This window comes from Psychrobium sp. 1_MG-2023 (assembly GCF_030689115.1).
In the GTDB taxonomy this organism is placed as follows: domain Bacteria; phylum Pseudomonadota; class Gammaproteobacteria; order Enterobacterales; family Psychrobiaceae; genus Psychrobium.
Genome location: NZ_JAUYVJ010000006.1, coordinates 59,420 through 85,004, shown reverse-complemented (window position 1 = coordinate 85,004; position 25,585 = coordinate 59,420). Strand labels below are relative to the sequence as shown.

20 protein-coding genes and 1 riboswitch are annotated in these 25,585 nt (G+C 42.0%); of the genes, 15 read left to right on the top strand and 5 right to left on the bottom strand.

What is annotated here, in order from left to right:
• Window position 1 precedes the first annotated feature (1 nt).
• The 8 genes from atpB to Q8W26_RS04710 all read left to right on the top strand — a co-directional run bounded on the left by atpB (window position 2) and on the right by Q8W26_RS04710 (window position 6,537).
• Window positions 2–781, top strand: coding sequence for a F0F1 ATP synthase subunit A (gene atpB / locus Q8W26_RS04745; RefSeq protein ID WP_101213555.1), 780 nt, complete (start codon window positions 2–4; stop codon window positions 779–781).
• Window positions 782–893: 112 nt separating this feature from the next.
• Window positions 894–1,148, top strand: a complete 255-nt coding sequence (atpE, locus tag Q8W26_RS04740) for a F0F1 ATP synthase subunit C (RefSeq protein WP_101213556.1) — start codon at window positions 894–896, stop codon at window positions 1,146–1,148.
• 37 nt (window positions 1,149–1,185) lie between these two features.
• Window positions 1,186–1,656, top strand: a complete 471-nt coding sequence (gene atpF / locus Q8W26_RS04735) for a F0F1 ATP synthase subunit B (RefSeq protein WP_101213557.1) — start codon at window positions 1,186–1,188, stop codon at window positions 1,654–1,656.
• A gap of 15 nt (window positions 1,657–1,671) precedes the next feature.
• On the top strand, window positions 1,672–2,205 hold the full coding sequence (atpH, locus tag Q8W26_RS04730; RefSeq protein WP_101213558.1) for a F0F1 ATP synthase subunit delta: 534 nt from the start codon (window positions 1,672–1,674) through the stop codon (window positions 2,203–2,205).
• Between the two features lie 14 nt (window positions 2,206–2,219).
• Window positions 2,220–3,761 carry a F0F1 ATP synthase subunit alpha gene (atpA, locus tag Q8W26_RS04725; RefSeq protein ID WP_101213559.1) on the top strand — a complete coding sequence of 514 codons (1,542 nt, stop codon included), beginning with the start codon at window positions 2,220–2,222 and terminating at the stop codon, window positions 3,759–3,761.
• 50 nt (window positions 3,762–3,811) lie between these two features.
• Window positions 3,812–4,678, top strand: a complete 867-nt coding sequence (gene atpG / locus Q8W26_RS04720; RefSeq protein ID WP_305472479.1) for a F0F1 ATP synthase subunit gamma — start codon at window positions 3,812–3,814, stop codon at window positions 4,676–4,678.
• A gap of 36 nt (window positions 4,679–4,714) precedes the next feature.
• Window positions 4,715–6,097, top strand: coding sequence for a F0F1 ATP synthase subunit beta (gene atpD, locus Q8W26_RS04715; protein ID WP_101213561.1), 1,383 nt, complete (start codon window positions 4,715–4,717; stop codon window positions 6,095–6,097).
• Window positions 6,098–6,114: 17 nt separating this feature from the next.
• On the top strand, window positions 6,115–6,537 hold the full coding sequence (locus Q8W26_RS04710) for a F0F1 ATP synthase subunit epsilon (RefSeq protein ID WP_101213562.1): 423 nt from the start codon (window positions 6,115–6,117) through the stop codon (window positions 6,535–6,537).
• Window positions 6,538–6,640: 103 nt separating this feature from the next.
• Here Q8W26_RS04710 and Q8W26_RS04705 read toward each other — a convergent pair whose 3' ends face one another.
• The 3 genes from Q8W26_RS04705 to Q8W26_RS04695 form a co-directional block, all read right to left on the bottom strand.
• The gene (locus Q8W26_RS04705) at window positions 6,641–7,324 is read right to left on the bottom strand and encodes a hypothetical protein (RefSeq protein ID WP_101213563.1); all 684 of its coding nucleotides are present in this window, start codon (window positions 7,322–7,324) and stop codon (window positions 6,641–6,643) included.
• A gap of 508 nt (window positions 7,325–7,832) precedes the next feature.
• Window positions 7,833–8,096, bottom strand: a complete 264-nt coding sequence (locus tag Q8W26_RS04700) for a hypothetical protein (RefSeq protein ID WP_101213564.1) — start codon at window positions 8,094–8,096, stop codon at window positions 7,833–7,835.
• A gap of 151 nt (window positions 8,097–8,247) precedes the next feature.
• Entirely contained in the window at window positions 8,248–11,124 is a 2,877-nt protein-coding gene (locus Q8W26_RS04695) for a pitrilysin family protein (protein ID WP_101213565.1), read from the bottom strand.
• A gap of 181 nt (window positions 11,125–11,305) precedes the next feature.
• Here Q8W26_RS04695 and Q8W26_RS04690 point away from each other — a divergent pair, with 181 nt between their 5' ends.
• Entirely contained in the window at window positions 11,306–12,214 is a 909-nt protein-coding gene (locus Q8W26_RS04690) for a sulfite exporter TauE/SafE family protein (protein ID WP_101213566.1), read from the top strand.
• On the opposite strand, the gene Q8W26_RS04685 is transcribed toward Q8W26_RS04690, so the two are convergent.
• Window positions 12,211–13,116 (bottom strand): GGDEF domain-containing protein, encoded by a 906-nt coding sequence (locus Q8W26_RS04685; RefSeq protein ID WP_101213567.1) that lies wholly within the window; start codon window positions 13,114–13,116, stop codon window positions 12,211–12,213. The genes Q8W26_RS04690 and Q8W26_RS04685 overlap by 4 nt on opposite strands.
• Window positions 13,117–13,515: 399 nt before the next feature.
• Here Q8W26_RS04685 and Q8W26_RS04680 point away from each other — a divergent pair, with 399 nt between their 5' ends.
• The 6 genes from Q8W26_RS04680 (at window position 13,516) to bluB (ending at window position 24,559) form a co-directional block, all read left to right on the top strand.
• Window positions 13,516–14,547, top strand: coding sequence for a two-component system response regulator (locus Q8W26_RS04680; RefSeq protein WP_101213568.1), 1,032 nt, complete (start codon window positions 13,516–13,518; stop codon window positions 14,545–14,547).
• 87 nt (window positions 14,548–14,634) lie between these two features.
• Entirely contained in the window at window positions 14,635–18,285 is a 3,651-nt protein-coding gene (locus Q8W26_RS04675) for a response regulator (protein ID WP_101213569.1), read from the top strand.
• Window positions 18,286–18,381: 96 nt separating this feature from the next.
• A riboswitch (cobalamin riboswitch) is annotated at window positions 18,382–18,522 on the top strand.
• Window positions 18,523–18,656: 134 nt separating this feature from the next.
• Window positions 18,657–23,051 carry a cobaltochelatase subunit CobN gene (locus Q8W26_RS04670; RefSeq protein ID WP_101213570.1) on the top strand — a complete coding sequence of 1,465 codons (4,395 nt, stop codon included), beginning with the start codon at window positions 18,657–18,659 and terminating at the stop codon, window positions 23,049–23,051.
• Window positions 23,052–23,053: 2 nt separating this feature from the next.
• Window positions 23,054–23,512: a MotA/TolQ/ExbB proton channel family protein gene (locus tag Q8W26_RS04665; protein WP_101213571.1), complete on the top strand. Its 459-nt coding sequence runs from the start codon at window positions 23,054–23,056 to the stop codon at window positions 23,510–23,512.
• A gap of 11 nt (window positions 23,513–23,523) precedes the next feature.
• Window positions 23,524–23,853: a DUF2149 domain-containing protein gene (locus tag Q8W26_RS04660; protein WP_305472471.1), complete on the top strand. Its 330-nt coding sequence runs from the start codon at window positions 23,524–23,526 to the stop codon at window positions 23,851–23,853.
• A 64-nt stretch (window positions 23,854–23,917) separates the two neighbouring features.
• The gene (gene bluB / locus Q8W26_RS04655; RefSeq protein WP_305472469.1) at window positions 23,918–24,559 is read left to right on the top strand and encodes a 5,6-dimethylbenzimidazole synthase; all 642 of its coding nucleotides are present in this window, start codon (window positions 23,918–23,920) and stop codon (window positions 24,557–24,559) included.
• Here bluB and cobD read toward each other — a convergent pair.
• The gene (gene cobD / locus Q8W26_RS04650; protein ID WP_305472467.1) at window positions 24,543–25,577 is read right to left on the bottom strand and encodes a threonine-phosphate decarboxylase CobD; all 1,035 of its coding nucleotides are present in this window, start codon (window positions 25,575–25,577) and stop codon (window positions 24,543–24,545) included. The two genes, bluB and cobD, sit on opposite strands and share 17 nt — an antisense overlap.
• Window positions 25,578–25,585: the final 8 nt, after the last annotated feature.

Sequence of the window (25,585 nt, the reverse complement as noted above, 5' to 3'; positions counted from 1 at the left end):
GATGTCTGCATCTGATACTGGTGAAGCCCTCACATCTGGCGATTATATTCTCCATCACCTTCAAAATTTGACGGTTGGTGAAGGATTTTGGTCTCTCAATGTCGATTCATTGCTTTTTTCGATTGGTCTTGGTGCGCTTTTCTGTTGGATCTTCAGCTCTGTTGCTAAAAAAGCAACGACTGGTGTTCCTGGAAAGCTTCAATGCTTTATCGAAATGACAGTGGAATTCGTTGATGGTACCGTCAAAGATACCTTCCATGGTCGCAGTGCGTTAATTGCTCCTCTTTCATTGACAATATTCGTGTGGATTATCTTCATGAATACAATGGATTTAATTCCTGTTGATTGGTTGCCTTCGGCATCTTACGCAATGGGCATTGAGTATATGCGTGTTGTACCTACGACGGATCCTAACATCACGTTAGGTATGTCATTTAGTGTATTTTTCCTAATGATTTTTTACAGCATCAAGATTAAAGGTGTTGGTGGGTTCGTAAAAGAATTAACCATGCAACCATTTAATCACCCTGTAATGATCCCTGTAAACCTAGTAATGGAATTAGTTGCCTTAATCGCTAAGCCTATTTCTCTAGGTCTACGTTTATTCGGAAACATGTACGCTGGTGAAATGATCTTTTTCCTAATTGCGCTACTTGGCGTATGGCAGCTACCACTGCACTTTGTATGGGCTGTGTTCCATATCATGGTGGTAATTCTTCAAGCGTTTATTTTTATGATGTTAACCGTCGTATATTTAAGCATGTCTTGTGAAGATCATTAATATTATAATCCAAACCCATTAAAGCGCTCCTACATGATGAGCTCACTTTAATGAGTAAGGATACGAAACAAATTTTTAATTTTTTATTTTATAAAACTATCTGGAGAAACTAATGGAAACTATCTTAGGTTTTACTGCAATCGCTGTAGCACTACTAATCGGTCTTGGTGCACTTGGTACCGCTATCGGCTTTGGTATTTTAGGTGGCAAATTCTTGGAAGGCGCTGCGCGTCAACCAGAAATGGCTCCAATGCTTCAAGTTAAAATGTTCATCGTTGCTGGTCTTATCGATGCGATCGCGATGATCGGTGTTGGTATCGCGATGTACATGTTGTTCACTAACCCACTAGCTGCTTTCTTGGGTTAATAAGCGACCTCTTTTTAATTAACTAGAGGACGACGTTATGAATATGAACGCAACCCTTTTAGGTCAATCAATTGCATTTGCAGTGTTTGTTATATTTTGTATGAAATATATCTGGCCACCGCTAATGAGTGCGATTGAAGATCGTCAGAAGAAAATCGCTGACGGCTTGGCCTCTGCTGAACGTGCAGGTAAAGATTTAGAACTAGCTCAAGCTAAAGCAACTGATCAATTAAAAGATGCTAAAGCTGAAGCTGCTTCAATCGTTGATGCTGCTAATAAACGTAAAGCACAAATTGTTGACGAAGCAAAAACTGCTGCGATGACTGAGCGCGATAAGATTATCGCTTCTGGTCACGCTGAAGTTGAAGCTGAACGTAACCGTGCAAAAGAAGAACTTCGCCAGAAAGTTGCTGTATTAGCAATTGCTGGTGCAGAGAAGATTCTTGAGCGCTCAATCGATGAAGCTGCTGCGAACGATATAGTTGAAAAACTTGTCGGCGAGCTATAACAGAGGATTAGAGTAATGGCTGAATTCACTACCATCGCTCGACCTTATGCTAAAGCAGCTTTTGACTTTGCCGTTGAGAAGAACGACGTAGACCAGTGGTTAGAAATGATCACCTTTATTGGTCAAGTTGCATCAAATGATGCCGTTGTTTCAATGCTTAAAGCTACTACTGCCGCTCAAGAAGCAGCAGACTTGATGATCAAGTTAGGTGGCGAGCAACTTAACGAAAATGGCCAGAACTTTATTAAAGTATTGGCTCAAAACGAACGTTTATTAGTACTACCTGAAGTTGCAGTGTTATTTGCTGAGTATCACAATGATTACAACAAGCAAGTAGATGCAGAGGTTACCTCTGCCACTAAACTGAATAAGACACAACGAGCTGAATTAGCCGCGTCTTTGGAAAAACGTTTAGCGCGTAAAGTACAGCTAAACGTAAGTATTGATAAATCTCTGGTTGCTGGCGTGATTATTCGTGTAGGAGATCTGTTAATTGACGGATCAGTACGCGGAAAATTAGAACGTCTTGGCAACCAGCTGCAATCATAATTGGGGATTAGAGCATGCAACTAAATTCCACTGAGATCAGTGATCTGATCAAACAACGTATCGAACAATTCGAAGTTGTTAGTGAAGCTCGTAACGAAGGTACAATCGTTTCTGTAAGTGACGGTATCTTACGCATCAACGGCCTAGCGGACGTGATGCAAGGCGAGATGATTGAATTACCAGGCAGTCGCTACGCGATCGCGCTTAACCTTGAGCGTGATTCTGTTGGTGCTGTTGTTATGGGACCATACGCTGACCTAGCTGAAGGCGTAAAAGTAAAATCTACTGGTCGTATTCTTGAAGTACCAGTAGGTCGTGGTTTACTAGGTCGTGTTGTAAACACACTAGGTCAACCAATTGACGGTAAAGGCGCTATCGATAACGATGGTTTCTCTCCAGTAGAAGTAATTGCTCCTGGTGTAATCGAACGTCAATCAGTTGATGAGCCTGTACAAACAGGTATTAAAGCAATCGATACAATGATTCCAGTTGGCCGTGGTCAACGTGAATTAATCATCGGTGACCGTCAAACTGGTAAGACTGCTATCGCAATCGACGCTATCATTGCTCAGAAAAACTCTGGCATTAAGAGTGTTTACGTAGCAATCGGTCAGAAAAACTCTACTATTTCGAACGTTGTTCGTAAATTAGAAGAGCACGGCGCTTTAGAAAACACTATCGTTGTTGTTGCATCTGCTGCTGAAGCTGCTGCACTACAATACTTAGCACCATACTCTGGTTGTGCTATGGGTGAATACTTCCGTGACCGCGGTGAAGATGCACTAATCGTATATGATGATTTAACTAAGCAAGCTGTTGCTTACCGTCAAATCTCTCTACTTTTACGTCGTCCACCAGGCCGTGAAGCTTACCCAGGTGACGTATTCTACCTCCACAGTCGCTTATTAGAGCGTGCTTCTCGCGTAAACGTTGATTACGTTGAAAAGTTCACTAACGGTGAAGTAAAAGGTCAGACAGGTTCTTTAACTGCTCTACCAATCATCGAAACACAAGCGGGTGACGTTTCTGCATTCGTACCTACTAACGTAATCTCGATTACCGATGGTCAGATCTTCTTAGAAACTGACTTATTTAACTCAGGCTTACGTCCTGCTGTTAACCCAGGTATCTCGGTATCTCGTGTTGGTGGTGCTGCACAAACTAAAATCATCAAGAAGCTTTCTGGCGGTATCCGTACTGCACTAGCTCAGTACCGTGAACTTGCAGCTTTCGCTCAGTTCTCTTCTGATCTAGATGACGCGACTCGTGCACAATTAGAGCATGGTCAACGTGTTACAGAGCTAATGAAGCAGAAGCAATATGCTCCAATGAGCGTTGCAGAGCAAGGTGTAGTAATCTTCGCTGCTGAAAAAGGCTACTTGAAAGATGTTGAAATCAACAAAGTTGTAGATTTCGAAGCATCTCTGCTTTCTTACGCAAACAGCGAAGGTAGCGAGCTTTTAGCTAAGATCAACGAAAAAGGCGCATACGACGCTGACATCGAAGCTGGTCTTAAAGCACTGCTTGATAACTTCGTGGCAACTCAGACTTACTAAGTCGGTGATAGGTGTTGCTTGCAACACCTAACTAACTGGAGAAAGAAGAGATGGCTGGCGGAAAAGAGATAAAAAGCAAGATCGCGAGTGTTAAAAACACTCAGAAGATCACGAGCGCTATGGAAATGGTTGCTGCGAGTAAAATGCGTCGTCTACAAGACCGCATGCACTCATCGCGCCCATATGCCACTAATATGCGTCAAGTGATTAGTCATATCGCTGAAGGTAGCTTAGAGTATCGCCATCCTTATATGGAAGAGCGTGATGTTAAGCGTGTTGGTTACATTGTTATTTCAAGTGACCGTGGCCTATGTGGCGGCTTAAACATTAACTTGTTCAAGAAAGTGACTAAAGATGCTGGTGAATGGACTACTAAAGGCGCGGAAGTAAGTTTCGCACTGATTGGTAGCAAAGCAATCAGCTTCTTTAACAGCTTTGGTAACGGTGATGTTGTTGCACAAGCTTCTGGCTTGGGTGATACACCTTCACTATCTGAGTTAATCGGTAGTGTACAAGTAATGTTAAAAGCATATGACGAAGGTAAATTGGACCGTCTATACGTGGTAAACAATAAGTTTGTTAACACTATGGTTCAAGAACCTACGATCGATCAACTACTACCATTGCCAAAACAAAAAGGTAATACTGAGCAATCTCATCATTGGGATTACCTCTACGAACCAGACGCAAAAGAACTATTAGATGTTCTATTAACGCGCTACGTAGAGTCTCAAGTTTATCAAGGTGTTGTTGAAAATGTAGCCTGTGAAATGGCTGCACGTATGATGGCGATGAAAAACGCCACAGACAACGCATCAGATTTGATAGACGATTTACAACTTGTTTATAACAAAGCTCGTCAAGCAAGTATCACTCAAGAATTGGGTGAGATTGTTGCAGGCGCGGCGGCTGTTTAGGCATTAGGTATAACCAATAAGCTTTGAGGAAAAATCATGAGTTTAGGTAACGTAGTCCAGGTAATCGGCGCTGTTGTGGATGTAGAATTTCCACAAGACGCTGTACCAAAAGTATATGACGCACTAAAAGTAACTAATGAAGGTTACAACCTAGTGCTAGAAGTTCAGCAACAGCTGGGCGGTGGCGTAGTTCGTACTATCGCCATGGGTTCATCTGACGGTTTACGTCGTGGCCTAACAGTAGAAAACACACAGCGTCCAATTATGGTTCCAGTGGGTACTAAAACCCTTGGCCGTATCATGGACGTTCTAGGTAACCCAATCGATGAAGCGGGTCCTATTGGTGAAGAAGAGCGTTGGGAAATCCATCGTGAAGCGCCAAGCTACGAAGAGCAATCAAACTCTAACGATCTGTTAGAAACTGGTATCAAAGTTATCGATTTAGTATGTCCGTTCGCTAAAGGTGGTAAAGTTGGTCTGTTCGGTGGTGCTGGTGTTGGTAAAACAGTAAACATGATGGAATTGATCCGTAACATCGCGATCGAGCATAGTGGTTACTCAGTATTTGCTGGTGTTGGTGAGCGTACTCGTGAGGGTAACGATTTCTACCACGAAATGAACGAATCTAACGTACTTGATAAAGTATCGCTAGTTTACGGTCAAATGAACGAGCCACCAGGAAACCGTTTACGTGTAGCACTAACGGGCCTAACAATGGCTGAGAAGTTCCGTGACGAAGGCCGTGACGTATTACTTTTCGTAGATAACATCTACCGTTACACACTAGCTGGAACAGAAGTATCTGCACTTCTAGGTCGTATGCCATCAGCGGTAGGTTACCAGCCTACACTTGCTGAAGAAATGGGTGTACTTCAAGAGCGTATCACTTCAACTAAGAAAGGTTCTATCACATCTATCCAAGCGGTATACGTACCTGCGGATGATTTAACGGATCCATCTCCAGCAACTACCTTTGCTCACTTAGACGCAACTGTTGTACTTTCTCGTGACATCGCTGCTCGTGGTATTTACCCAGCAATCGATCCATTAGATTCAACGTCTCGTCAGCTTGATCCACTAGTTGTTGGTCAAGAGCATTACGATATCGCACAAGAAGTACAAAATACACTTCAACGCTACAAAGAGTTGAAAGATATTATTGCTATCTTAGGTATGGATGAGCTTTCTGAAGAAGATAAGCAAACCGTAACACGTGCACGTAAGATTGAGCGTTTCCTATCTCAACCATTCTTCGTAGCAGAAGTATTCACCGGTGCACCTGGTAAATACGTATCGCTAAAAGATACTATCGCTGGATTCAAAGGCATTTTAGCTGGCGAATACGACGAGCTACCAGAGCAAGCGTTCTACATGGTTGGCGGTATCGACGAAGCAATCGAGAAAGCAAACAAGCTTTAATCGGCTAGGAGACTACTATGGCTGCTATGACTGTACATCTTGATGTAGTAAGCGCGGAAGAAGAAATTTTCTCTGGTCGCGTTGAATCTCTACAAGTTTCTGGTGAAGCGGGTGATTTAGGTGTTATGCCAGGTCACGCTCCATTATTAACGAGCATCAAGCCAGGTATGGTACGCCTAGTGAAACAGAATGGAGAGGAAGAAATTATCTTCCTTTCTGGTGGTATCCTTGAGATCCAACCAGGTCTAGTTAACATCCTTGCTGATGTTGCTATCCGTGGTGGCGACCTTGATGAGACTGCTGCTGTAGAAGCTAAGCGTCTTGCTGAAGAAAACATTAACACAGCCTCTGGCGACATGGACTACGCAGAAGCGGCTAAGCAATTAGCTAACGCTGTAGCGCAATTACGTGTTCTAGAGATGGTTCGTAAAAAAGGCTAAGCCTCTAGCGAACAACATGTGTTATATTGAAAAAAAGCACCCTTTGGGTGCTTTTTTTATGTCTTGAAAGTGAACTTACTGACTACTTATATCTGCTTTAAATTTAGTTATTTAAATCCCACACCATCTTGGATGGATCATCAGTTTTTATAAATAAACCTTTATAAGTCATTAGATCATTATCATTTTTTGTATATTTTGAGAACGTATAATTACTGCCAAAATCACTAATTTTATTCAAGGTGTCTTCGTTGATATCTGATAACTCATAGTCAAACTTAATAAGACATAGTCTTCCATTGCAGGAATAAGTTTCTGACTGGAACTTGTTACCAAGTAGTGAAGTAAGCTGTTCACGTAGGGCATCTTCCCTTTGCCAGCTATCAGAGTCTTTTTCTAGTTCCTGTATTACTTCAATTGCTTTACCAAAATCTTTACCGGAAAAAACAGTTTCAATAGATTTGCTAGATAGCTGATTGTCTGAAAGTACGAATGCATTATTTAAATTGTTGGTATTTTTAAATGCATCTGAACTTAAGAAGTTATCAAAATTAGTGCTTTTCGTTGCTATTGTTGAATTACTAGTCTTACTACTAGGTTTAGAAGCATCACTGGTTTGTTCATTAAAGGCTAGGAGATTACTAGCATCTTCGTCTGTTAATGGCTTTTCTTGCTTTGTATTCTTAGCAACAGAGCTTTGCGAATGATTGGTGTTATCTTGCGAGTTAGTATATGCCAGAAAACCTACAATTGAGATACCTGCAATTGATAGGATGAGCTTATTCATGTTGTATATCCTTAATAAATCCCTTATTAAAAAGTACAGTTAAAGGTGCTGTACTCTCGTGTTTAGTGTTACCGCAATGTGCACTGTATCTGCCCACTTGAACATGTACATGTCGTCGCTTTTGCAGTCAGTGACATAGTTGCAAGTACATCTAGTCAATGGAAATCCGTTTTCTTATAATTTAATACTCCTAAAAATTATATATCTTTGATGTTACTCTGGTTAATTTAAAATCAGAGTTATTATTTATATATAATTAGAATGACATATTCAATGTAAACAACAAAAAAACAATGATTTACCATTTTTAGCGACGGATAAATTATCTCTAACGATCTGTTGAATGCTGGTATCGAATAATTAACTTAGTATGTTTATTCGTTAGCATGACCTGGCGCGACGCGTTGTTATCACACATTGCAGTGGGTATGTATGCTGTGGGCTATCGGCGGATAAAGTATTAACGCGTTGTAAAGAGCTATGATCAGCGCTTATAAGTTACAGCGAGTTAGCGCTCTATGTTGTTGTCCTTAGAACAGGGGTCTTGCGCTGAAGGCTCTTCAGAGCGCATCAGTAAAATAGTCAGATAGATTTTTGTGGGTAGGGACATAATGATCCCAACTGCAACGCACATTGCACTAATAATGATGCCTGTCACGCCATATTTTTCGGGATAGTTGGCATAACTGATAAAGTAATGCCCAAGCAAGATTAAGCCGAGTCCAATCACCATGACTACCTGTAATAAACGAATCCGCTGCTTATCTTTCATCACTTGTTCCCATCTACCACTTCTCACAATATAACTATAGCAACCTAATTGCCGGTGAGAGTGATTTAGGTCAATGTCAGTTTAGGCTAGAGACAAAAAAGCCGCCCGTGATAGCTCTCAGGGGCGGCTCGTGATTTAGGTAGTTAGGGTATTATTTAAATACGTTATCTACAGGAACAACTTCAACATTTTTCGCTGGAATTGCTAGTTTGTAGTCTTGAATGATTTTATCGTCACTTAATAAGTCTGCAGGCTTATCGCTGTTGTATTTCAGCGTTGAGCGTGTCTCATTAACTAAACGATGCTTCATGTCTTTAGCATCACCAGAGATAAACACATAATGAATATCTTCAGTTTGTAGGTTTTCTTTAATCACACGATTCACATCGGCTAGGGTTAGGTTCGCTAATTGCTTACGAACGTAACCAACGAACTCATCGGTGTTATAGAACTTGCTATCTAGTGCGTAACCTAACTGCTTGTCTTGGCTTGAAACTAACTGTGGTGCATAGTTAGTTAAGAAGTTGCGTGTTGCTGCAAAATCTTTCTCGGTCATGCCATTAGCAATTAGCTTATCTAGCTCAAATAACGCAGCACGTGTTGCAAAGTGCGCATCGTTGTTTGAACGTAGTGGGCGTAACCATACTTGGAAAATTTGGCTAGAGCGACCTAGATTAGCATCTGGCTTAGTTTGGAACATACCTCGTGGGAAATACTCGATATACGCGTAATCACCATAGTTCATGCCACGCTTTTGACGGATTTCTTGGTATAGGTAGCTGTTTGAGCTACGGTGTTCGCCGAAGTAAGAACGCACTAACCATAACGCAGCCCAATCTTTATCGCTACGTAATGTCTCGATAGGGAAACCGAACGAAACCGCTGTTGACTGTGCTGGTTTTTCAACAATAGTCACATGATGACCGTCAAGCTTAGGCGCTTTGTCGATGGCTAAACGGCTGTCACTGCCTTTAGGTAATGTCGATAAATCAGCTAATAAATCGGCTTTCACTGCGGCTGGGATTGCACCTGTGATGCCCAAGTTTAATTTAGCTTGAGTTAGCTGTGATTTATAGAACGCTTTTAAATCAGCTAAGGTAATGCTTTCTAAATCAGAAAGGTCGCCGTAGTTATAGCTTTCGTAGCTATGACCCTGATACAGCTCACTATAAAGGACTTCTTTACCTAGTTCTTCGTCATTAGATGCTTTTAAACCAGATTTAATGCTATCGATAAGTTCTTTCTTTAGACGTTTAAAGTCATCTTCACGCCAGCCTGGATTAAGTAGCTGTTCGCTCACTAACGCATACCATGCTGCGGCATTATCTTTGTGAACACGGCCACTAAAAGAGATCATCTCTTTATCTAGCTGAGCTCTAAAGCTGCCTGCTAATGGGTATAAGCCTTTCTTGATTTCTTGGTAAGACTTAGTTGCAGAGCCGCCTTGAGTGAGCATGCTAGCCATTAATGCAGCTGTACCTTTTTTACCAACAGGATCAGCGGCAGCACCGGTGTAGAATAAAACGTTCACATCAACTAATGGAGAGTCATTGCTGTTATCTAACACAGAGAAAGTGATTTCTGTTGGCTTTTTCGCCATGGTCGCCACTAATTTATCAACGCTTACTTCTGACTCAAAACCAGCGATCTTATCGAGTGCTGACATGGTGACTGTGGTACGGTTGTTATCGATAAAGTACTTATTAGCAACTTGTTTAATGTCACTTGGTGTGATGTTATCGAAGCTGTTGTATAAATGGTTGATAACTTCAGGATCACGAGTGAAGTGCATGTAAGAGGCTAATGTGCCAGCAATGGCTTCAGAAGAGTCTAAACCATTAGCAAAACTGTATTTTAGGTTCGACTTAAGCTTAGTTAGCTTATCTGCTTCGACCGCTTCAACACGGACTTTTGCGTAGGTGTTATTGATTGCATCACGAACTTTAGTTAAGTTTTTCTCATCATCAACTTTTACAAAGACATGACGTAAACCCGCATCTTTAGTTTCAGGGTTATAAACAAACATTTGACTGGCTAATTGTTTCTCTACCACTAGCTCTTGATAAAGCGCTGAGTTACTTGAGAAATAAAGCTCAGATATAAGATCTAATGCTGCACGATCTTTCTTTGTTGGCTGCCAGTCAGAACCTTTGAATGACACTAATAACCAGTGACCAGGCAAACCTGCATTAACTTCATGTTGGTAACGAGGTGCTTGCTGAGCTGGCTCTTGAGGAACTTCTGACTTGAATGACCCACGTTGCCACTCGCCCCAGTACTTCTTAACCATAGCCATGGTCTCGCTAGGGTCAACATCACCAACAATGACTAGTGATACATATTCTGGCTTATAGAAGCGCTCAAAGAAGGTTTTACCGTAAGCTGACTGCTCTGGCATTGCTTCAATATCTTCAAAAAAGCCCATTGTTGTGTGTTTGTACGTATGAGTATCAAACGCTTTATGGCGAACCGCTGCTAATAACTTACGGATTGGATTAGCGTTATTTTTTAAGTATTCGCCTTTGACCGTTAACGCTTCCGTTCTAAACTGTGCTTCAGTGTAGCTCAGGTTTTGGAAGTGATCCGCTTGGATTTTCAATACCGTTTCTAAATGCTCTTTAGAAAAGTCTAAGTGGTAGTTGGTGTAATCATTGGTGGTGTAGGCACCGTTATCCACACCGGCATTCTTAAAGATGTCCGCATAAACAGCTTGTGGGTATTTTTCAGACCCTTTAAACATCATGTGCTCAAAGAAGTGAGCAAAGCCCGTCTTTCCTGCTTCGACTTCGTTACGAGAACCCGTTGATACTGGAATTTGGATAGAGACTAAATCAGGGTAGTCAGTCTTTACTACCATTACTCGTAAGCCGTTATCTAGCTCTTCTAATACATAGTCTTGAGTAAATACTTTATTAGCAGCCGGTGCGCTAACAGCAGAAGCTTGGTTATTATTGTTATGAACGACGCCACTACAAGCACTCAGTGCGAGCGCAACAGCAACGGCGCTGGCAAGTTGTTTTAATTTCATTATTATTCTCCTAAAATTTACTCGGCTATTATGCGTAAGCACTAGACTTTTTGCTAGTTTCTCTCACTGGAATATAGGTTAAAAAATAAGATTTATGTAACATGATGTGGACAGATTATTTTTCATCATTACCTTTCTAAAGTAGAATAACGAGTAATTAAGCAGATTAAAGTGTTTATCGATGTTGTCTCGAGTCATTGTACGTACCAAACAAATTTATCTTGAACAAGGCTTGTTGGCCTTTTGGAAAGTGATTCCTGGTGTGATCGCATTGACTTGGCTAATGTGGGCGAATTTATCTCAAGAGTCGCTATCGGCTATGGCGCAAAGTACGCTCAGTAGCTTACTTGGCATCGTCGGTGCTATTTTTGCCAACCTTTCAGGCGCAGGTGGCGGAGTCGTTTTTATTCCTGTTTTCTCACAATTAGGCTTTAGTGAAGCGCAAAGTTTATCGACCAGTTTTAGTATTCAATGTTTTGGTATGACTGCTGGTGCTATTACTTGGAGCTTGCACTATCGTCAGCATCATTATGCTGACCAACAATGGAGTCCGCTTTTTAATATTGTCGTAATGACAGCGCTGTTTTCTGTGTTGGGAATTTGGAGTGTCTATGGTGGCTTAGTGGATGCGCCCGCCAGTTTAGCTCATTCATTCAGTTTGTTCTCTATCGTGCTGGGATTATCTTTACTAGCACAAATTTATCTTATTAAAGCCAAACCTGAACCTAGAACTCGCCTCTCTACCTTTGACTACGGAGCGCTGTTGCTGATTGGCTATTTCGGAGGCTTAATCACTGCTTGGCTCTCGGTTGGGGTAGGTGAAATTTTAGTGCTATATCTTATTTTTCGTGGCTTTAATATTGCGTTGTCTATTGCAGCGGCCGTGGTGGTAACTGCTATTACCGTATGGTCGGCAGCGCCGGAACACCTATGGCTTAACAGTGCGACGGTTTGGGATGTGGCGATGTATGCCGGCCCCGGTGCAATTATTGGGGGAATTTTAGCGAAAACCCTAGCTGGAATGATTTCAACGAAAGCACTAAAAACCGTATTAGGGCTATGGATATTGATGATGGGCGTTGTTGGTTAAGGTTTTGATACCACTTGATTGCGGCCACGTTCCTTCGCAAGGTAAAGGTGTTTGTCGGCTCTCTCGATGACCGTTTCGATTGATTGATCTGAAGAACAAGCTTCCGTTACACCTATACTGATGGTTATTTTTATTTGTTTATTGTGTGCAGGGATAAGTAAGTTTTGGGTGGTTGCACGTAGTTTTTCGGCAACTTTTTTGGCTTGTGGCAGCTCACATTCAGGAAGTAATACAATAAACTCTTCACCACCCCAACGGGCGATTACATCATTAAAGCGGATCTCATTTGTTAGGTGTTGAGCTAACTTTTTTAACACCATATCCCCACCAGAATGACCATAATTAGTATTAACATTCTTAAAATAGTCAATATCAAGCAATAACAAAGAGAGTCTTTGTTGCCCTTGCTTAAACTTGTCAAAATTAAGCTGACTACGTTTCATGAACGGCCGACGGACAAATAAGCTGGTGAGTGTATCTCGTTCTGCTTGGTGCTGTAATTCTTTGTGTTGATCTCTGGTGTATTTGAGTAGTCTTTGCATTCCCCAAAAGACCAAACATAAACCGCATACCTCAAGAATTTCCTCCATTATCGCCGAAAAGAGATAAGGTTGATAATAGAGCTCGTCGAGTGCATCGATCAATTGAGAGATAAACAGCATTAAGAAGCCGGCATAAATAATGCGGAAAATTTTTCTATTTCGACTGATTTGATAAAGATTAAATAGGATAAGTAATAAAGTGAAAGTCATAGTCCCTTCACTATAAAAACTTAGCCAATCAATAGGCTCATTGACTTTATCGAAGCTTAAGCAAATATACAGAGTAATCACCAAGCCTAGAGTTAAGCTTACAATACCCGGATAGAATCTTCTTTTCACAGCGTTAAGTTGGCTATTCATTTGTATTTGTTAATGTATCAGGTTGAGTCATTACCCGTCTACCTTCTTAAACCGATTAGCTTAATTATAGTCTGTGAACATTTATTTACATGAAGGTTGTTAATACTATGGACTACTTAGCCTTCTAAATAGATGAACTATGATTCATTTATTTGTTTGGGAGTTTAAATCACATTCTTAATTTAGCTTTTTTCTTCTCGCGCTAGCCTTTTTAGATTGGCTGCTATACTTAGTGTTAATCTCTGATGTTTTAACCTTTCCCATGAGTGCTAACTGCTTAGCATCGTTTTATAGAGTAAGGAAGCTAGGTACGAATACTGTTGCTGTTATGGTGTTAAAGGTGCAATCAACATCTGATGATCTATTAGTTCGCTTAACTTAATTCATTAAACGAGTGCAATGATGGGAACAGCAGATAAACCGACAATCTTATTGGTTGATGATCAAATTGATAATATCGATATTTTGTCGGGAATACTCCAAGACCATTATCAATTGAAAGTTGCCCTTAATGGACAAGATGCAATTAAAATTTGTCAAAATAATCCACAACCCAACCTCATATTACTCGACATTAACATGCCGGGCATGGACGGCTATGAAGTTTGTCGTTACTTGAAAAAACACTCTGACACAGCAGCTATTCCGATTATCTTTGTTACCGCTGAAACCCAAATAAAGATGGAGCAAACAGGTTTTGAATTAGGGGCTGTTGATTATATTGTAAAACCTATAAGCCCTCCGATTGTTATGGCTAGGGTTGCTACTCACATCAAGTTATACGATCAGTCACGACATTTAGAGTCGTTAGTCAAAGAGCGTACCGATGAGCTTATTCAATCGCGATTGGAGATTATCCGTTGCCTTGGTAAAGCTGCAGAGTATAAAGATAATGAGACAGGGATGCATGTTATTCGCATGAGTTGGTTTTCACGGTTATTGGCACAAGCACATGGGATGAATGAAGAGTGGTGTGAACTACTATTTTATGCGGCACCGATGCACGATATAGGAAAAATAGGCGTACCAGATCATATTTTGAATAAGCCTGGAAAATTAACTCCTCAAGAGTGGGAAGTCATGCAGCTTCATACCGTTTATGGCGCCACTATTCTTGGCGACCATGGCTATGCTTTGCTTGAACTTGCGAAAGAAGTGGCTATCTACCACCATGAAAAATGGGATGGCAGTGGTTACCCTAACGGCATAAGTGGAAAGGATATTCCTATTTCAGCGCGAATAGTTGCGATTGCGGATGTCTTTGATGCGTTAATGTCTGAGCGACCTTATAAGCACGCATGGTCCGAAGAAGAGACATTAAAGTATTTGAACACGGAGGCGGGTAAGCACTTTGACCCTGAGCTAATCCCTACATTCTTAACGTGCTTACCTGAGGTCAGAGAGGTACAGAAAAAGTATGCAGATGAATAGTCGCTTTAACGGCGATGTTGATTTGGATAATTTTAATCTGGGATGCAAATTAAACCAATAAGCGACGATATCTAACAAGGAGCAAGCATGGCAGATAAGAAAGCCCATGAGAACAGAACAATTCTAGTCGGCTTTGGCATTGTTGTGTTCTTATTGTTTACAACCGGAGTTATCGGTTATACCAGCTTAAGTAATCTTTATCGTTCAGTTGACCGTTATGTTGCTGCGGGTGAAATGGTTTATTTACTTGATAACGCAAGGCTGCATGAGTTGACTTTCACTCGGGATAATAGCAGTGAGTCGGAAAGTTTAGCCAAAGAGGTTATCGCTAAGACTATTAGTTTAGCGCGAGAGTTTAATGTCCAAAATACCGACAAACAAAACCAACAAAATTTAGAAAAGCTCGTCGTAGCACTAACAAGCTATCAATCGGGCTTTTTAAACTTCATTCAATTACGCAAGCAAAGCCAACAATCACGAGACAATATGGTACAAGCTGCGATTAATGCGTCAATTATTGCAGATGAGCTACAAAATACCCAGCAAAAATATATAGATGTTGATACACAGGCTGTTCGCCTCTATCGCCAAAACATGCTCGATATTTCGCAAAACTCTGCTAATTCCTATGAGGTGGTGATTCAAGCAGAGCTCGCGCGCGTGCATGAACGTAACTTTTTAATGAGCCGAGATGCCTCAGAATACTCTTTAGCAGTTAATGAAATACGTAAGCTTTATGACATTATTGAGGTGTTGAAGCTGAGAATTGAGGACAAGAACAGTCTACAGTTACTAACCGAGATGGAGCTAGCGTATAAAGAGTATATTGATGCGTTAAAAAGCATTAAACAAAAGAAAGGAGGAGACGCTTTTGATTTAGATTCTCCTGAACAAATCAATCTCGATAATACCGCCACTAACTTAATTAATACGGCGTTTGCACTGCGTAATAATGAAAACTTTGTGTTAACTCGCATGCAACGCCAAGTATCAGATACGCAAGATTTAATGGCAAAACGAGTAGAGCTAAATAATACCGTAGACTCCATCCTATCAGCCTTAACTCGTGCACGACAAGTGGATCGCGATTTTGCATTAGCCAAAACGGTTGAGGCAAAAAAGGCTTTCGCCATCACTGTGAAGTCTGAGCTTAACTCAATAATTGTGCGAGCTAAGCACATTGAGTCGATGTTGATAGAGGCCGATGAAAAAGAAGTCTTTGTCAACTTTATTCCCAGTATTAATACTTATCTTAATAACTTTATCGAAGTTGAAGCTGTAACCATTGAGGCGGAAACCGTGGCCCAAGCTATGATTGCGTCGGCGTTACAAGCTGACGAACTGCTAAGTACAACTCGAGACTTGCGTACAACGGATATGGACTCTGCTAGAAGTATGGCGGATACATTACTCTATATAGGCTTAATTTTTATCGTGACTATTATCATCCTTGGTTTAGTCGTACGGAAATCACAAGTAACGATGGAAATGCTCGCTAAAGATTTAAACGATGCTAAAAATAAAGCTGAATTAGCAAACTCAACTAAGTCTGACTTTTTAGCTAATATGTCGCATGAAATTAGAACGCCGATGAACGCGATATTAGGTATGAGCCACTTGGCATTAGAGACTGAACTTGATCCCAAGCAGAAGAATTACATTAAAAAAGTAAATCGTAGTGCAGAGTCATTACTCGGAATAATTAATGATATTTTAGACTTTTCTAAAGTTGAAGCTGGGAAGCTAGATATTGAAGCGGTCGATTTTCGCCTAGAAGATGTAATGAATAACCTGGCCAGTCTCGTTGGCTTAAAAGCGGAAGATAATAATATCGAACTTTATTATCGAGTCTCTCCCAAAGTACCTACAGCGCTGATAGGCGATCCACTGCGCTTAGGACAAATTCTGACAAATTTAGGGAATAACGCCGTCAAGTTTTCCAAGCAGAATTCAGAGATTATCATTTCTGTTGATGTGGCCAATGAGACGAATGATAGTGTGGAGTTACTCTTTTCGATAAAGGACAGTGGCATTGGAATGACAAGGGAACAGTTGCAAAAGCTGTTTCAGTCATTCTCTCAAGCAGACACCTCAACCACTCGAAAATATGGCGGCTCTGGCTTAGGTTTAGCCATTTCTAAAAAGCTCACTGAGTTAATGGGCGGGGAAATATGGGTCGATAGTGAGCCTGGTATTGGTAGTACTTTCCATTTCACAGTCAACCTGATTAAACAGCATGAGCAGACAGAGCGCTTACCTCAACTATCGAGCAACTATAAGGGGACGCGTATTCTAGTCGTTGATGATAATCAGACATCAATTGAAATATTGGATGAAATGCTGAGTCATTTTGGTTTCTTAGTTGATGCCGTTAAATCAGGTCAAGAAGCGATTAAGATACTGGAAAATAAAACGGCCCAGAAATATGAGTTTATTTTGATGGATTGGAAAATGCCTGGGCTGAATGGTGTTGAAACGGTTAAAGCAATTCAAAAAAACTCTGAGATAAAAAATTCACCAACCATCATTATGGTCTCTGCATATTCTCGAGATGAAGTGGGTATCGCAGCGGAAAACTTAGATATTAAAGGCTTCTTAAATAAACCCGTGACCCCTTCAAATTTACTCAATGCAATTCTGCCAGCGTTAAATCAAACTGCTTCGATTGATGGCACGAATGGCAAGAGCCATGGGGAAACAGAGCACGCTGTAAAACGATTACAGGGGGCTAACATTTTGCTTGTTGAAGATAATGAAATAAATCAAGAGCTTGCTATTGAACTTTTGACCAGTAATGGGCTTAAGGTAACCTTAGCTAATAATGGTCAAGAAGCCTTAAATATTATTGAAAAGCAGGATTTTGATGGTGTGTTAATGGATTGCCAAATGCCGATAATGGATGGTTATACAGCGACTCAAAAAATACGTAATATCAATCATCTGCAAGGGCTGCCTATTATTGCTATGACCGCTAATGCAATGACAGGGGATCGTGAAAAAGTATTATCGGTCGGTATGAACGATCATATTGCCAAACCAATTAACTTTAATCTGATGTTTCGGACCATGGCAAAATGGATACACCCATCAAACAGTAATGGTCAGAGTGGCTTAGATGATGGCGAATCTGAGCCCTTTGATATCTCTTCTATTAAAGGTATTAATGCGTCTGAGGGGCTGGCAATTTGTCAGCAGAATAAAAAGTTGTATGCCAAGTTATTACAGCGTTTTTATGAAAGTTATCGAAACTTTGAAAGTGATTTTGTTCAAGCGCAACAGTCGACCGATCAAAAAAGTGCTCACCGCTTAGCTCATTCCTTAAAGGCTTCCGCTGGTAGTATTGGTTCGCAAGTGGTTTATCAAATTGCTGAACAGCTAGAACATGCCTGTAATGGCGACGATGCTGAACTTATAACTTCTCTATTACAGCAGACAGCTGCAGAGTTAAATCCAGTGATTAAATCGCTGGCTGATGTGGTTAGCGAAAACGGTGAAGACGTAAAGAGTATCGACTTTGACAAAAGCATTGCTTTAACATTACTCGAAGAGTCGATAGCCAGTGTGGCGGAGCATGACCTTAATGCTAAAAATAAGATTGAAGAGCTTAATTCAATGCTGACCAATACGGCTTATAGGGAAAAGAGTAATCAAGTTGTAAAACTCATTAATAGTTATGACTTTGAAGGCACTAATCAGTGTTTGATTGCGTTGCAAGTTGCAATCAATAGTGAAAAATAGTGACTTTTAATTCAGCTACAACATACTGTTATTTCGAATAAATATAACCATGGTGTTTGACAACAAGCGCTGCTAACTGTACAACGTCCTGCAGTGGCTGTGCGCTAACGATATGTTGGCATCATGGAATTCGGTATCACGCATTTAATCCGAAGCTGTCCTCGCAACTGTATTTATCGTTTTCCTAAAAGGGAAAACGATATAAGCCAGATACATGACACAGATAACCCACCTTTAATCGAGCGAGAATACTCGATTTTGTGCATTAAATTATCTCAGTTAATAAGCTATTTTATAGTAGATAGCTTAGGTCTCTGTGGGTGTGCCAAAAAATTCTCGCTTGTTGTATTGTCATCAAAGAAGAGTTTTCTATGCGCATCATCTTATTCGTTGCTTTATTGCTAAGTTCCCTCAACTTAGTTGCTCAGTCAAATCAGTTGCTGGTACTTACTTCACAGCGTAATGCTGAAACTATTGCTGAAGCTGCACGGCTATTTCGTGTTGCTTATCCTGAAAAGTCTCACTTAACCATCGTCGCGCGCAGTGATGTTCAGCTATGGGAATTATCTAAAGCGCAGCGAGCTGAGTTAATCAATAATAGCCGTGCCATTTTAGGCTTTGGCCTATATGGTGCTAGTGTAGCCAACTTAAAGTCGTTATTGGGGCAATACCCGCGTGACAAACTATTAATCAATAGTGATCATCGAATTGTTGCTTTAAGTCAGTTTAATGGCCAGCAGTTATTTCCTGATAGGGCACAATTGCGCGAAATAGCTAAGTCGCAACCTGGCAAAAACTTTTCTCAAGAACTCCAAGAGCAATTAAAGCGTTACCCAAGGCAACACGTTTGGTTGCAGGCGCGTGGTTATTGGAAAGCGGGTGGCAGTGACAATACCGCACATTTATTTGCCTGGCTTTTCAATCAGCTTGGTGATGAAACGCTAGCTATTCAAGCGCCTACACCCAGCCCACAGCTGAGCTGGTATTTGGCTGATACCTTTTATAATCAACTAACCGACGTGGAACTAGCGAAGCTTAATCCTAAGCGACCGATCATCGCAATTATTGACCATGCGGGAGGCGGAAGACCAGCTGATATTAAATTGTTACGCGAATTGTGTCAGCAAGCACATACTAACTATGACCAACAGTGCTTAGGTGCTTTAGCTCACTGGGGGAAGGCAGGAGTTGACGCGGTCAATCACTTAAAGACTATACAGCACCGATTAAGTGCGGTGGTGATGTTACAAGATTTTGTCATTGGTGGTGGTGAAGGGCGTGAGGCCGTGACTAAGGTCTTAACTCAATTAAATGTTCCGGTGATTAAAGCGATTAAGTTGCGTGATCGCACAGCGATTGAGCGCCAACTTTCATCTGACGGACTCGCGCAAGATAAAGTGTATTACCAAGTTGCAATGCCTGAATTACAAGGCGCTAGTCAACCTTTAGTCATTAGCACGGCCGCGCAAGCGAGTGATGACCCATTGACCGGCATTCGAATACAAGGAGTGACTGCGGAGCATAGTGGCATCAGTTCGTTATTAACTCGAATTGACCGTTGGTATCAACTTAAGAAAAAGAAAAATGCCGAAAAGCGGTTAGGGATTATTTATTATAATCATCCGCCGGGGCGGCATAATATCGGTGCAGATAACCTAGATGTCCCTGCATCATTATGGCAAATCTTAAATGAGCTTAAAGCGGCAGGCTATCACACAGGCGATTTACCTGAATCTCAACAGGCGCTGCTTGATATGATGCAAGCTCGTGGGGTTAATTTACCTCGCGATGTTGGTGCTTTAACAGCGATGAGTAAAGATATCGCTTATTTATCGACTACGCAGTACAGTCAATGGTTTGAGACTTTACCGGCAACGGTTCAGCGAGAGATGGAGCAAGGTCCTTTTGGTTTACTGCATGAGCAATTAAGCGCAGCGATTGATGCTGGAGAGTATCAATTAGCAGATGATGCTCTTCATCATACCATGGAAGAAATGCATCACTTATTAGAGGGCGTTGATCATAAGGGACGCACTCGCGCCTTAGCGCTACTTGATAAACTAGAGCAATGTTATCTTAGTGCGATTAAGGCGCATGCGAATACCCAATGTATGAGTCAAGCCCCTGCGATTATTACCGCATTACAGCAAACAGGTATTGAAGGCCTTGGCGGTTGGGGAAAAGCGCCAGGGCAAGTAATGACCTATCAAGGTAAGCTGCTGCTGCCTGGGTTAACGTTCGGTAATATCTTTATTGGTCCACAGCCACCTCGCGGCTGGGAAATCAATGAAGAGTTATTACATGCTAATTTGGCCTTTCCACCTCCCCATCAATACTTAGCGTTTTATCATTTCTTACGAGATCAATTTAAAGTCGATGCCTTGGTTCACCTAGGACGGCATTCAACTTATGAGTTTTTACCGCGTCGTTCTGTCGGTCTTGCTAAAGATGACTACTCTCGCATTATTGCCGGAGACGTTCCGGGCGTTTATCCCTATATTGTTGATGGGGTCGGTGAAGGTATTCAAGCGAAACGGCGTGGCCTTGCCGTGATGGTTGATCACTTGACGCCACCATTAGCGAGCACCCCGTTATATGATGAACTATTGCAGCTGCGACAGATGATTGAAAGTTTTGAGGTTAGCCATGGCAGTGGTAATGAGGCTGTTGCGACACGATTAGTTAAGCAGATTAGAGAAAAAGTGGACTCGTTGGAGCTCAAAGAAGAGTTAGCTCAAGCCATGTCGGCAGAGTTGGCTATTATGGGTATAAGCTTTGATGAAGTTGATGATGATATGTTGGTTCATGAGGTTGGACACTACCTGACAGACTTACAAGAGCGTTTTATGCCACTGGGCTTGCATATTTTTGGTCAAGACTGGCAACAAAACGCGGTTGATATGATGATTAACTCAATGTTAACCCCCCAAGAGCAACAAGATGAGACGTTAACACAAAATCTATTACAAAAATTAACCGCGTCACCACAGGCTGAAATGAATGCGCTGATCAATGGTTTAAATGGTGGCTATGTCTCTCCAGGGCAAGGTAATGATCCAATTCGTAGCCCGGCTAGCCTGCCGACAGGGAGAAATTTTTACGCACTTGATAGTTCGCTTATCCCAAGTCGCACAGCATGGCAAATTGGTCAAGAAATGGCGCAATCAGCCCGTAACAATAACAGCCAACAAGCAGAAAAACGTGAAGCGTTAATCTTATGGGCATCTGACGTTGTGCGAGATGAAGGAGTGATGATTGCATTTGGCCTCGATATGCTGGGATTAGAGCCAATTTGGAACAGCCGTGGTTTAGTTAAAGGCTTAAAACGTCAATCGATGAATAATACACAAGGCGTAAAGGGCGATAAAATAACACGCGTACGTCGTGATGTCGTTTTTACTACGTCAGGACTCTTTAGGGATTTGTATGGTCAACAAATGTTGTTGCTTGATCGAGCAACACTTATGGCTATTGATGCCAGTGCCGATACGATTCGCCACGATTACCCTGCGTTAACCTTGGCGCTGGCTCATACATTAGCGCCTTTGGGCAAAGAGGCCGTTGGCGGTCAAGAGTCCTTAGCTGTCAACCAAGTAGCTGCTCATTGGGTGAACGATGCCCGTGAATTACTGGCTAGTGGTCAGAAAGCTGAAGAAGCGGGTGTTAGTGCAAGTTTACGCGTTTTTGGTGATGCGCCTGGCAGCTATGGCGCTGGGATAAATCGTTTAGTCGAGCGCTCGGGAGCTTGGGAAAAACGTGAAGAGCTTGCGAATGTATTCATGCGTCGTTTAGGCCATAGTTATGGCTTAAATTCATTTGGCCTACCGCAGCAAAATACCTTTAAGCGTATTCTTGGTGATGTGGAGAACACTTACCTAGGTCGTTCAAGCAACCTCTATGGCTTAATTGATAATAACGATGCCTTTGATTACCTTGGCGGGCTAAGTTTGACTGTAGAAACCCTGACAGGGCAAGCACCAAATAACTTTGTCATTGATCACGCTGATCCCAATCAAGTGAAAACTAGGCCATTGGGGTTAGCGTTACGCCAAGAATTACGAGGACGCTTTTTAAACCCTGAGTGGCTCAAAGGGCAAATGAAGCATGATTATGCGGGTGCCAGAACCATGGGTAGTGAGTTCTTAGAATATTTGTGGGGTTGGCAAGTGACGAACCCGACTCTGGTTGGCGACTGGGCATGGGAAGAGGTTAAGGCTGTTTATATCGACGATCGCTATGAATTGCAATTAGACGAGTTTTTAGCGCGGGGGCATAACGCTCATGTCAAAAGTAATATGTTAGCCATTATGCTGGTGGCTATCCATAAAGACTTTTGGCAAGCCGATGCAACAACAACAGCGCAACTCGCTAGCGAGTTCGCTGAGTTAGTGGCATTAAACGGTTTGCCGGGAAGTGGACATACTGACCCCGATAATTCGATGTTACCTTGGCTTGAACAACACTTGGCTACCGAGCAATGGCAAGGTATCGCTGCTGCTGTGGCTAAGGCAAAAGGTGATAACTCCTCATCTTCAGAGATCGTTGAAACTCACCGTATTGTTGAGGTTTCTGCACAGCTTGACGAAGGGGTAGCTATAAATCCTTCGTCATCGCAAGATAATGTCGAGCCATCCAGTGTCGAAGCTGATAACACGTGGTACTGGTGGCTTAGTACACTGGTTATTTTATTAGTCTGCGGTGGTTTTTATCGTGGGACACAGCAATCGAGGGCCTTAGTCCGCCAACAACAGAAAACAGGTAATTAATCATGGATTATGGAATGCTATTGGGCTGGTTACATCAATTTGTCGCTTTGTTACTTTACCCAGTGATCATCACCTTAGCTATCGCATTAATGGCGACACTGTGGGAGTTAGGTATGGCGAGCTGTGAGCGGCTCTCTACCCTTAGGCAATTTGAACGGGTACAACAGTTGGCATCAGCTAAACACCAGTTCCAACGCCACGCGACCAAGCGATTAGAACGTGTTGATTTACTCGCTCGCTCAGGGCCAATTTTAGGGCTGATGGGAACATTGATCCCGTTAGGGCCAGGCCTCACCGCGTTAGGTACTGGTAATATCGATATATTAGCCACGGCATTAACTGTTGCTTTTGATACGACGGTGGTGGGATTACTGATTGGCTTGGTGGCCTATACTATTGGGCGCTTACGTCGTCGCTGGTATGAGCAAACATGGCAAGCTTTGAGTGATGTGCCCGAGTGAGGAGTAGTAATATGAACGATAAGCCTTCGTGGCAATCTTCGCACTTTGACGAGCAAGATAATGACCCGTTAGCAGGGTTCGCTAATATTATGGATGTGATGCTAGTGTTTGCGCTTGGTTTAATGCTGGCTCTTGTCGCCCAGAGTCAGGAGCTCAGGGCTCACTTATCAATAGAGCCTGAACCAGGGCAAAAGACTGAAGTCACCACTGGCAGTGAGTTAGTGAATGCACCTGAGTCACTTAATCACGCTTTGAGTGGGCAAGCCAACGGTATGGAGTCATTAGGGCAAGTATATAAAGATCCAAAAACAGGGAAGTTAATTTTAATAAGTACTGATTAGGGGATAGCTACTAATTCAGTGCAGGTTTTTACTTTCAATGTAGCAATGAGTTGAGTCAATAATAATGAACCGACTGTTTAATGCAGTAGAGCGTGACGTGTTTAAAGATATTTTACGTTTACGTCGTGATGTTAGGGGTAACAAGTTTACCCAACAACCTGTGCCCGATGACGTCATCGAGCAATTGATAGATGCTGCTATGCTTGCTCCGTCTGTCGGCTATTCACAACCATGGCAGCTGGTTGTCATTAAAAGTCAGGCTGTTAAGCAAAAAGTATATCAAAGTTTTTGTCAAAAAAGTAAGCAAGAAAAAGAGCTATTCCCTTCTGATAAACAAGAGCAGTATCAGAAGTTTAAGTTAGAAGGGATCATAGAAGCACCGATTAATATTGCGGTGTTCTATCAGCGTCCCGATGCACCTATATTAGGACAAACAGCGATGAAAGAGACTGGTAAATATAGTGTGGTTTGTGCCATTCAGAATATGTGGCTGATGGCTAGAGCGTTAAATGTTGGTATGGGCTGGGTCAGTATCCTTGATCCTCAAGTGGTTAAAAATGCCGTGAACGCCCCTGAAAATAGCGAACTCATTGGCTATTTATGCATTGGCTATGTTGATGAATTCCTTGAGCAGCCCGAGCTGAAAACGGCTGGTTGGCAACAACAAAAGAGTCGTCAACAAACGGTGTTTAACGACAGCTTTTAAGTATTTTTTTCAATGTTTGGCCCAGCCGCGGTAACTGCTCTGGGCATGGAATACCAAAGCGCAGCGCTTGTTGGTTATCGGCTAAGCGTACATAGATGCCCCGTTGACACAATGCTTGATATATCAATGGCGCTACAGTGTTAGATGAAAAGGTGACGGTTTGAAACAGCGTTGTCCCCTTGATGCTTATCGTACTATCGTGTGCAAAGCACTCGAAGAGTAACTTGCTAAGCTGTTGACTGTCATTAATTAAATTTGATTGCTGTTGCTGTTGCCAAGAAATATTTTGCAAGGCGTGCTGTGCAATATATTGTGCTGGGCCGTTAACCTGCCACGGACCTAGAGTTTCATTTAATAGCTTGAGCCAGTGTTGATTAGCGACAACAAAACCTATTCTAATGCCTGCTAGGCCAAAAAACTTACCGAAGGAACGTAAAATGAGAGTGCTTTGGGCGGTTAAGGTGCTCGATAGGGATTGGGTTGGGGTGATGACGTCCATAAAGGCTTCATCGAGAACGAGTAAACCGCCAAGTTTATCAATTTTGAGTTGGTAGTCAGTTAACTCATCACGGTTAAAGAGCTTCCCCGTCGGGTTATTTGGGTTAATGACGACTAAAACACAGTGCGGTGTTAATTGAGCCAGCTCAGGTAATTGTTCATGGTAATGCGCCACGGTATAACCAGCGTTAACCCATGCTTGTTGGTGTTCTTTATAGCCGTGTAAGGGTAAATAAACGATAGAGTTATCAGAGCATTGCTGCCGCCACAAGCTAGGTAGCGCCTTGATCACTGCTTGGCTGCCATTGGTGACCAACAATTGTTGTGCTTGATAATAGTGCTGTGCAGCAATCGTTAGTTGCTCATTAGGCTGAGGTAGCTGTTGCCATAAGCTCGTTGGAATATCTGGAATGGGGTAGCTATAAGGGGCAATTCCAGTTGATAAGTCTAGCCAGTTTGATTCGGCGATATTAAATGCTGCTGCGACTTTTTGTAGTTGGCCGCCATGTATTAATGCCATCGACTTTC

Bases quoted from the DNA above. Each gene is read 5' to 3' on its own strand.
- atpB (WP_101213555.1), top strand. From the start codon at position 2: ATGTCTGCATCTGATACTGGTGAAGCCCTCACATCTGGCGATTATATT.
- atpE (WP_101213556.1), top strand. From the start codon at position 894: ATGGAAACTATCTTAGGTTTTACTGCAATCGCTGTAGCACTACTAATC.
- atpF (WP_101213557.1), top strand. From the start codon at position 1,186: ATGAATATGAACGCAACCCTTTTAGGTCAATCAATTGCATTTGCAGTG.
- atpH (WP_101213558.1), top strand. From the start codon at position 1,672: ATGGCTGAATTCACTACCATCGCTCGACCTTATGCTAAAGCAGCTTTT.
- atpA (WP_101213559.1), top strand. From the start codon at position 2,220: ATGCAACTAAATTCCACTGAGATCAGTGATCTGATCAAACAACGTATC.
- atpG (WP_305472479.1), top strand. From the start codon at position 3,812: ATGGCTGGCGGAAAAGAGATAAAAAGCAAGATCGCGAGTGTTAAAAAC.
- atpD (WP_101213561.1), top strand. From the start codon at position 4,715: ATGAGTTTAGGTAACGTAGTCCAGGTAATCGGCGCTGTTGTGGATGTA.
- Q8W26_RS04710 (WP_101213562.1), top strand. From the start codon at position 6,115: ATGGCTGCTATGACTGTACATCTTGATGTAGTAAGCGCGGAAGAAGAA.
- Q8W26_RS04705 (WP_101213563.1), bottom strand. From the start codon at position 7,324: ATGAATAAGCTCATCCTATCAATTGCAGGTATCTCAATTGTAGGTTTT.
- Q8W26_RS04700 (WP_101213564.1), bottom strand. From the start codon at position 8,096: ATGAAAGATAAGCAGCGGATTCGTTTATTACAGGTAGTCATGGTGATT.
- Q8W26_RS04695 (WP_101213565.1), bottom strand. From the start codon at position 11,124: ATGAAATTAAAACAACTTGCCAGCGCCGTTGCTGTTGCGCTCGCACTG.
- Q8W26_RS04690 (WP_101213566.1), top strand. From the start codon at position 11,306: ATGTTGTCTCGAGTCATTGTACGTACCAAACAAATTTATCTTGAACAA.
- Q8W26_RS04685 (WP_101213567.1), bottom strand. From the start codon at position 13,116: ATGAATAGCCAACTTAACGCTGTGAAAAGAAGATTCTATCCGGGTATT.
- Q8W26_RS04680 (WP_101213568.1), top strand. From the start codon at position 13,516: ATGATGGGAACAGCAGATAAACCGACAATCTTATTGGTTGATGATCAA.
- Q8W26_RS04675 (WP_101213569.1), top strand. From the start codon at position 14,635: ATGGCAGATAAGAAAGCCCATGAGAACAGAACAATTCTAGTCGGCTTT.
- Q8W26_RS04670 (WP_101213570.1), top strand. From the start codon at position 18,657: ATGCGCATCATCTTATTCGTTGCTTTATTGCTAAGTTCCCTCAACTTA.
- Q8W26_RS04665 (WP_101213571.1), top strand. From the start codon at position 23,054: ATGGATTATGGAATGCTATTGGGCTGGTTACATCAATTTGTCGCTTTG.
- Q8W26_RS04660 (WP_305472471.1), top strand. From the start codon at position 23,524: ATGAACGATAAGCCTTCGTGGCAATCTTCGCACTTTGACGAGCAAGAT.
- bluB (WP_305472469.1), top strand. From the start codon at position 23,918: ATGAACCGACTGTTTAATGCAGTAGAGCGTGACGTGTTTAAAGATATT.
- cobD (WP_305472467.1), bottom strand. From the start codon at position 25,577: ATGGCATTAATACATGGCGGCCAACTACAAAAAGTCGCAGCAGCATTT.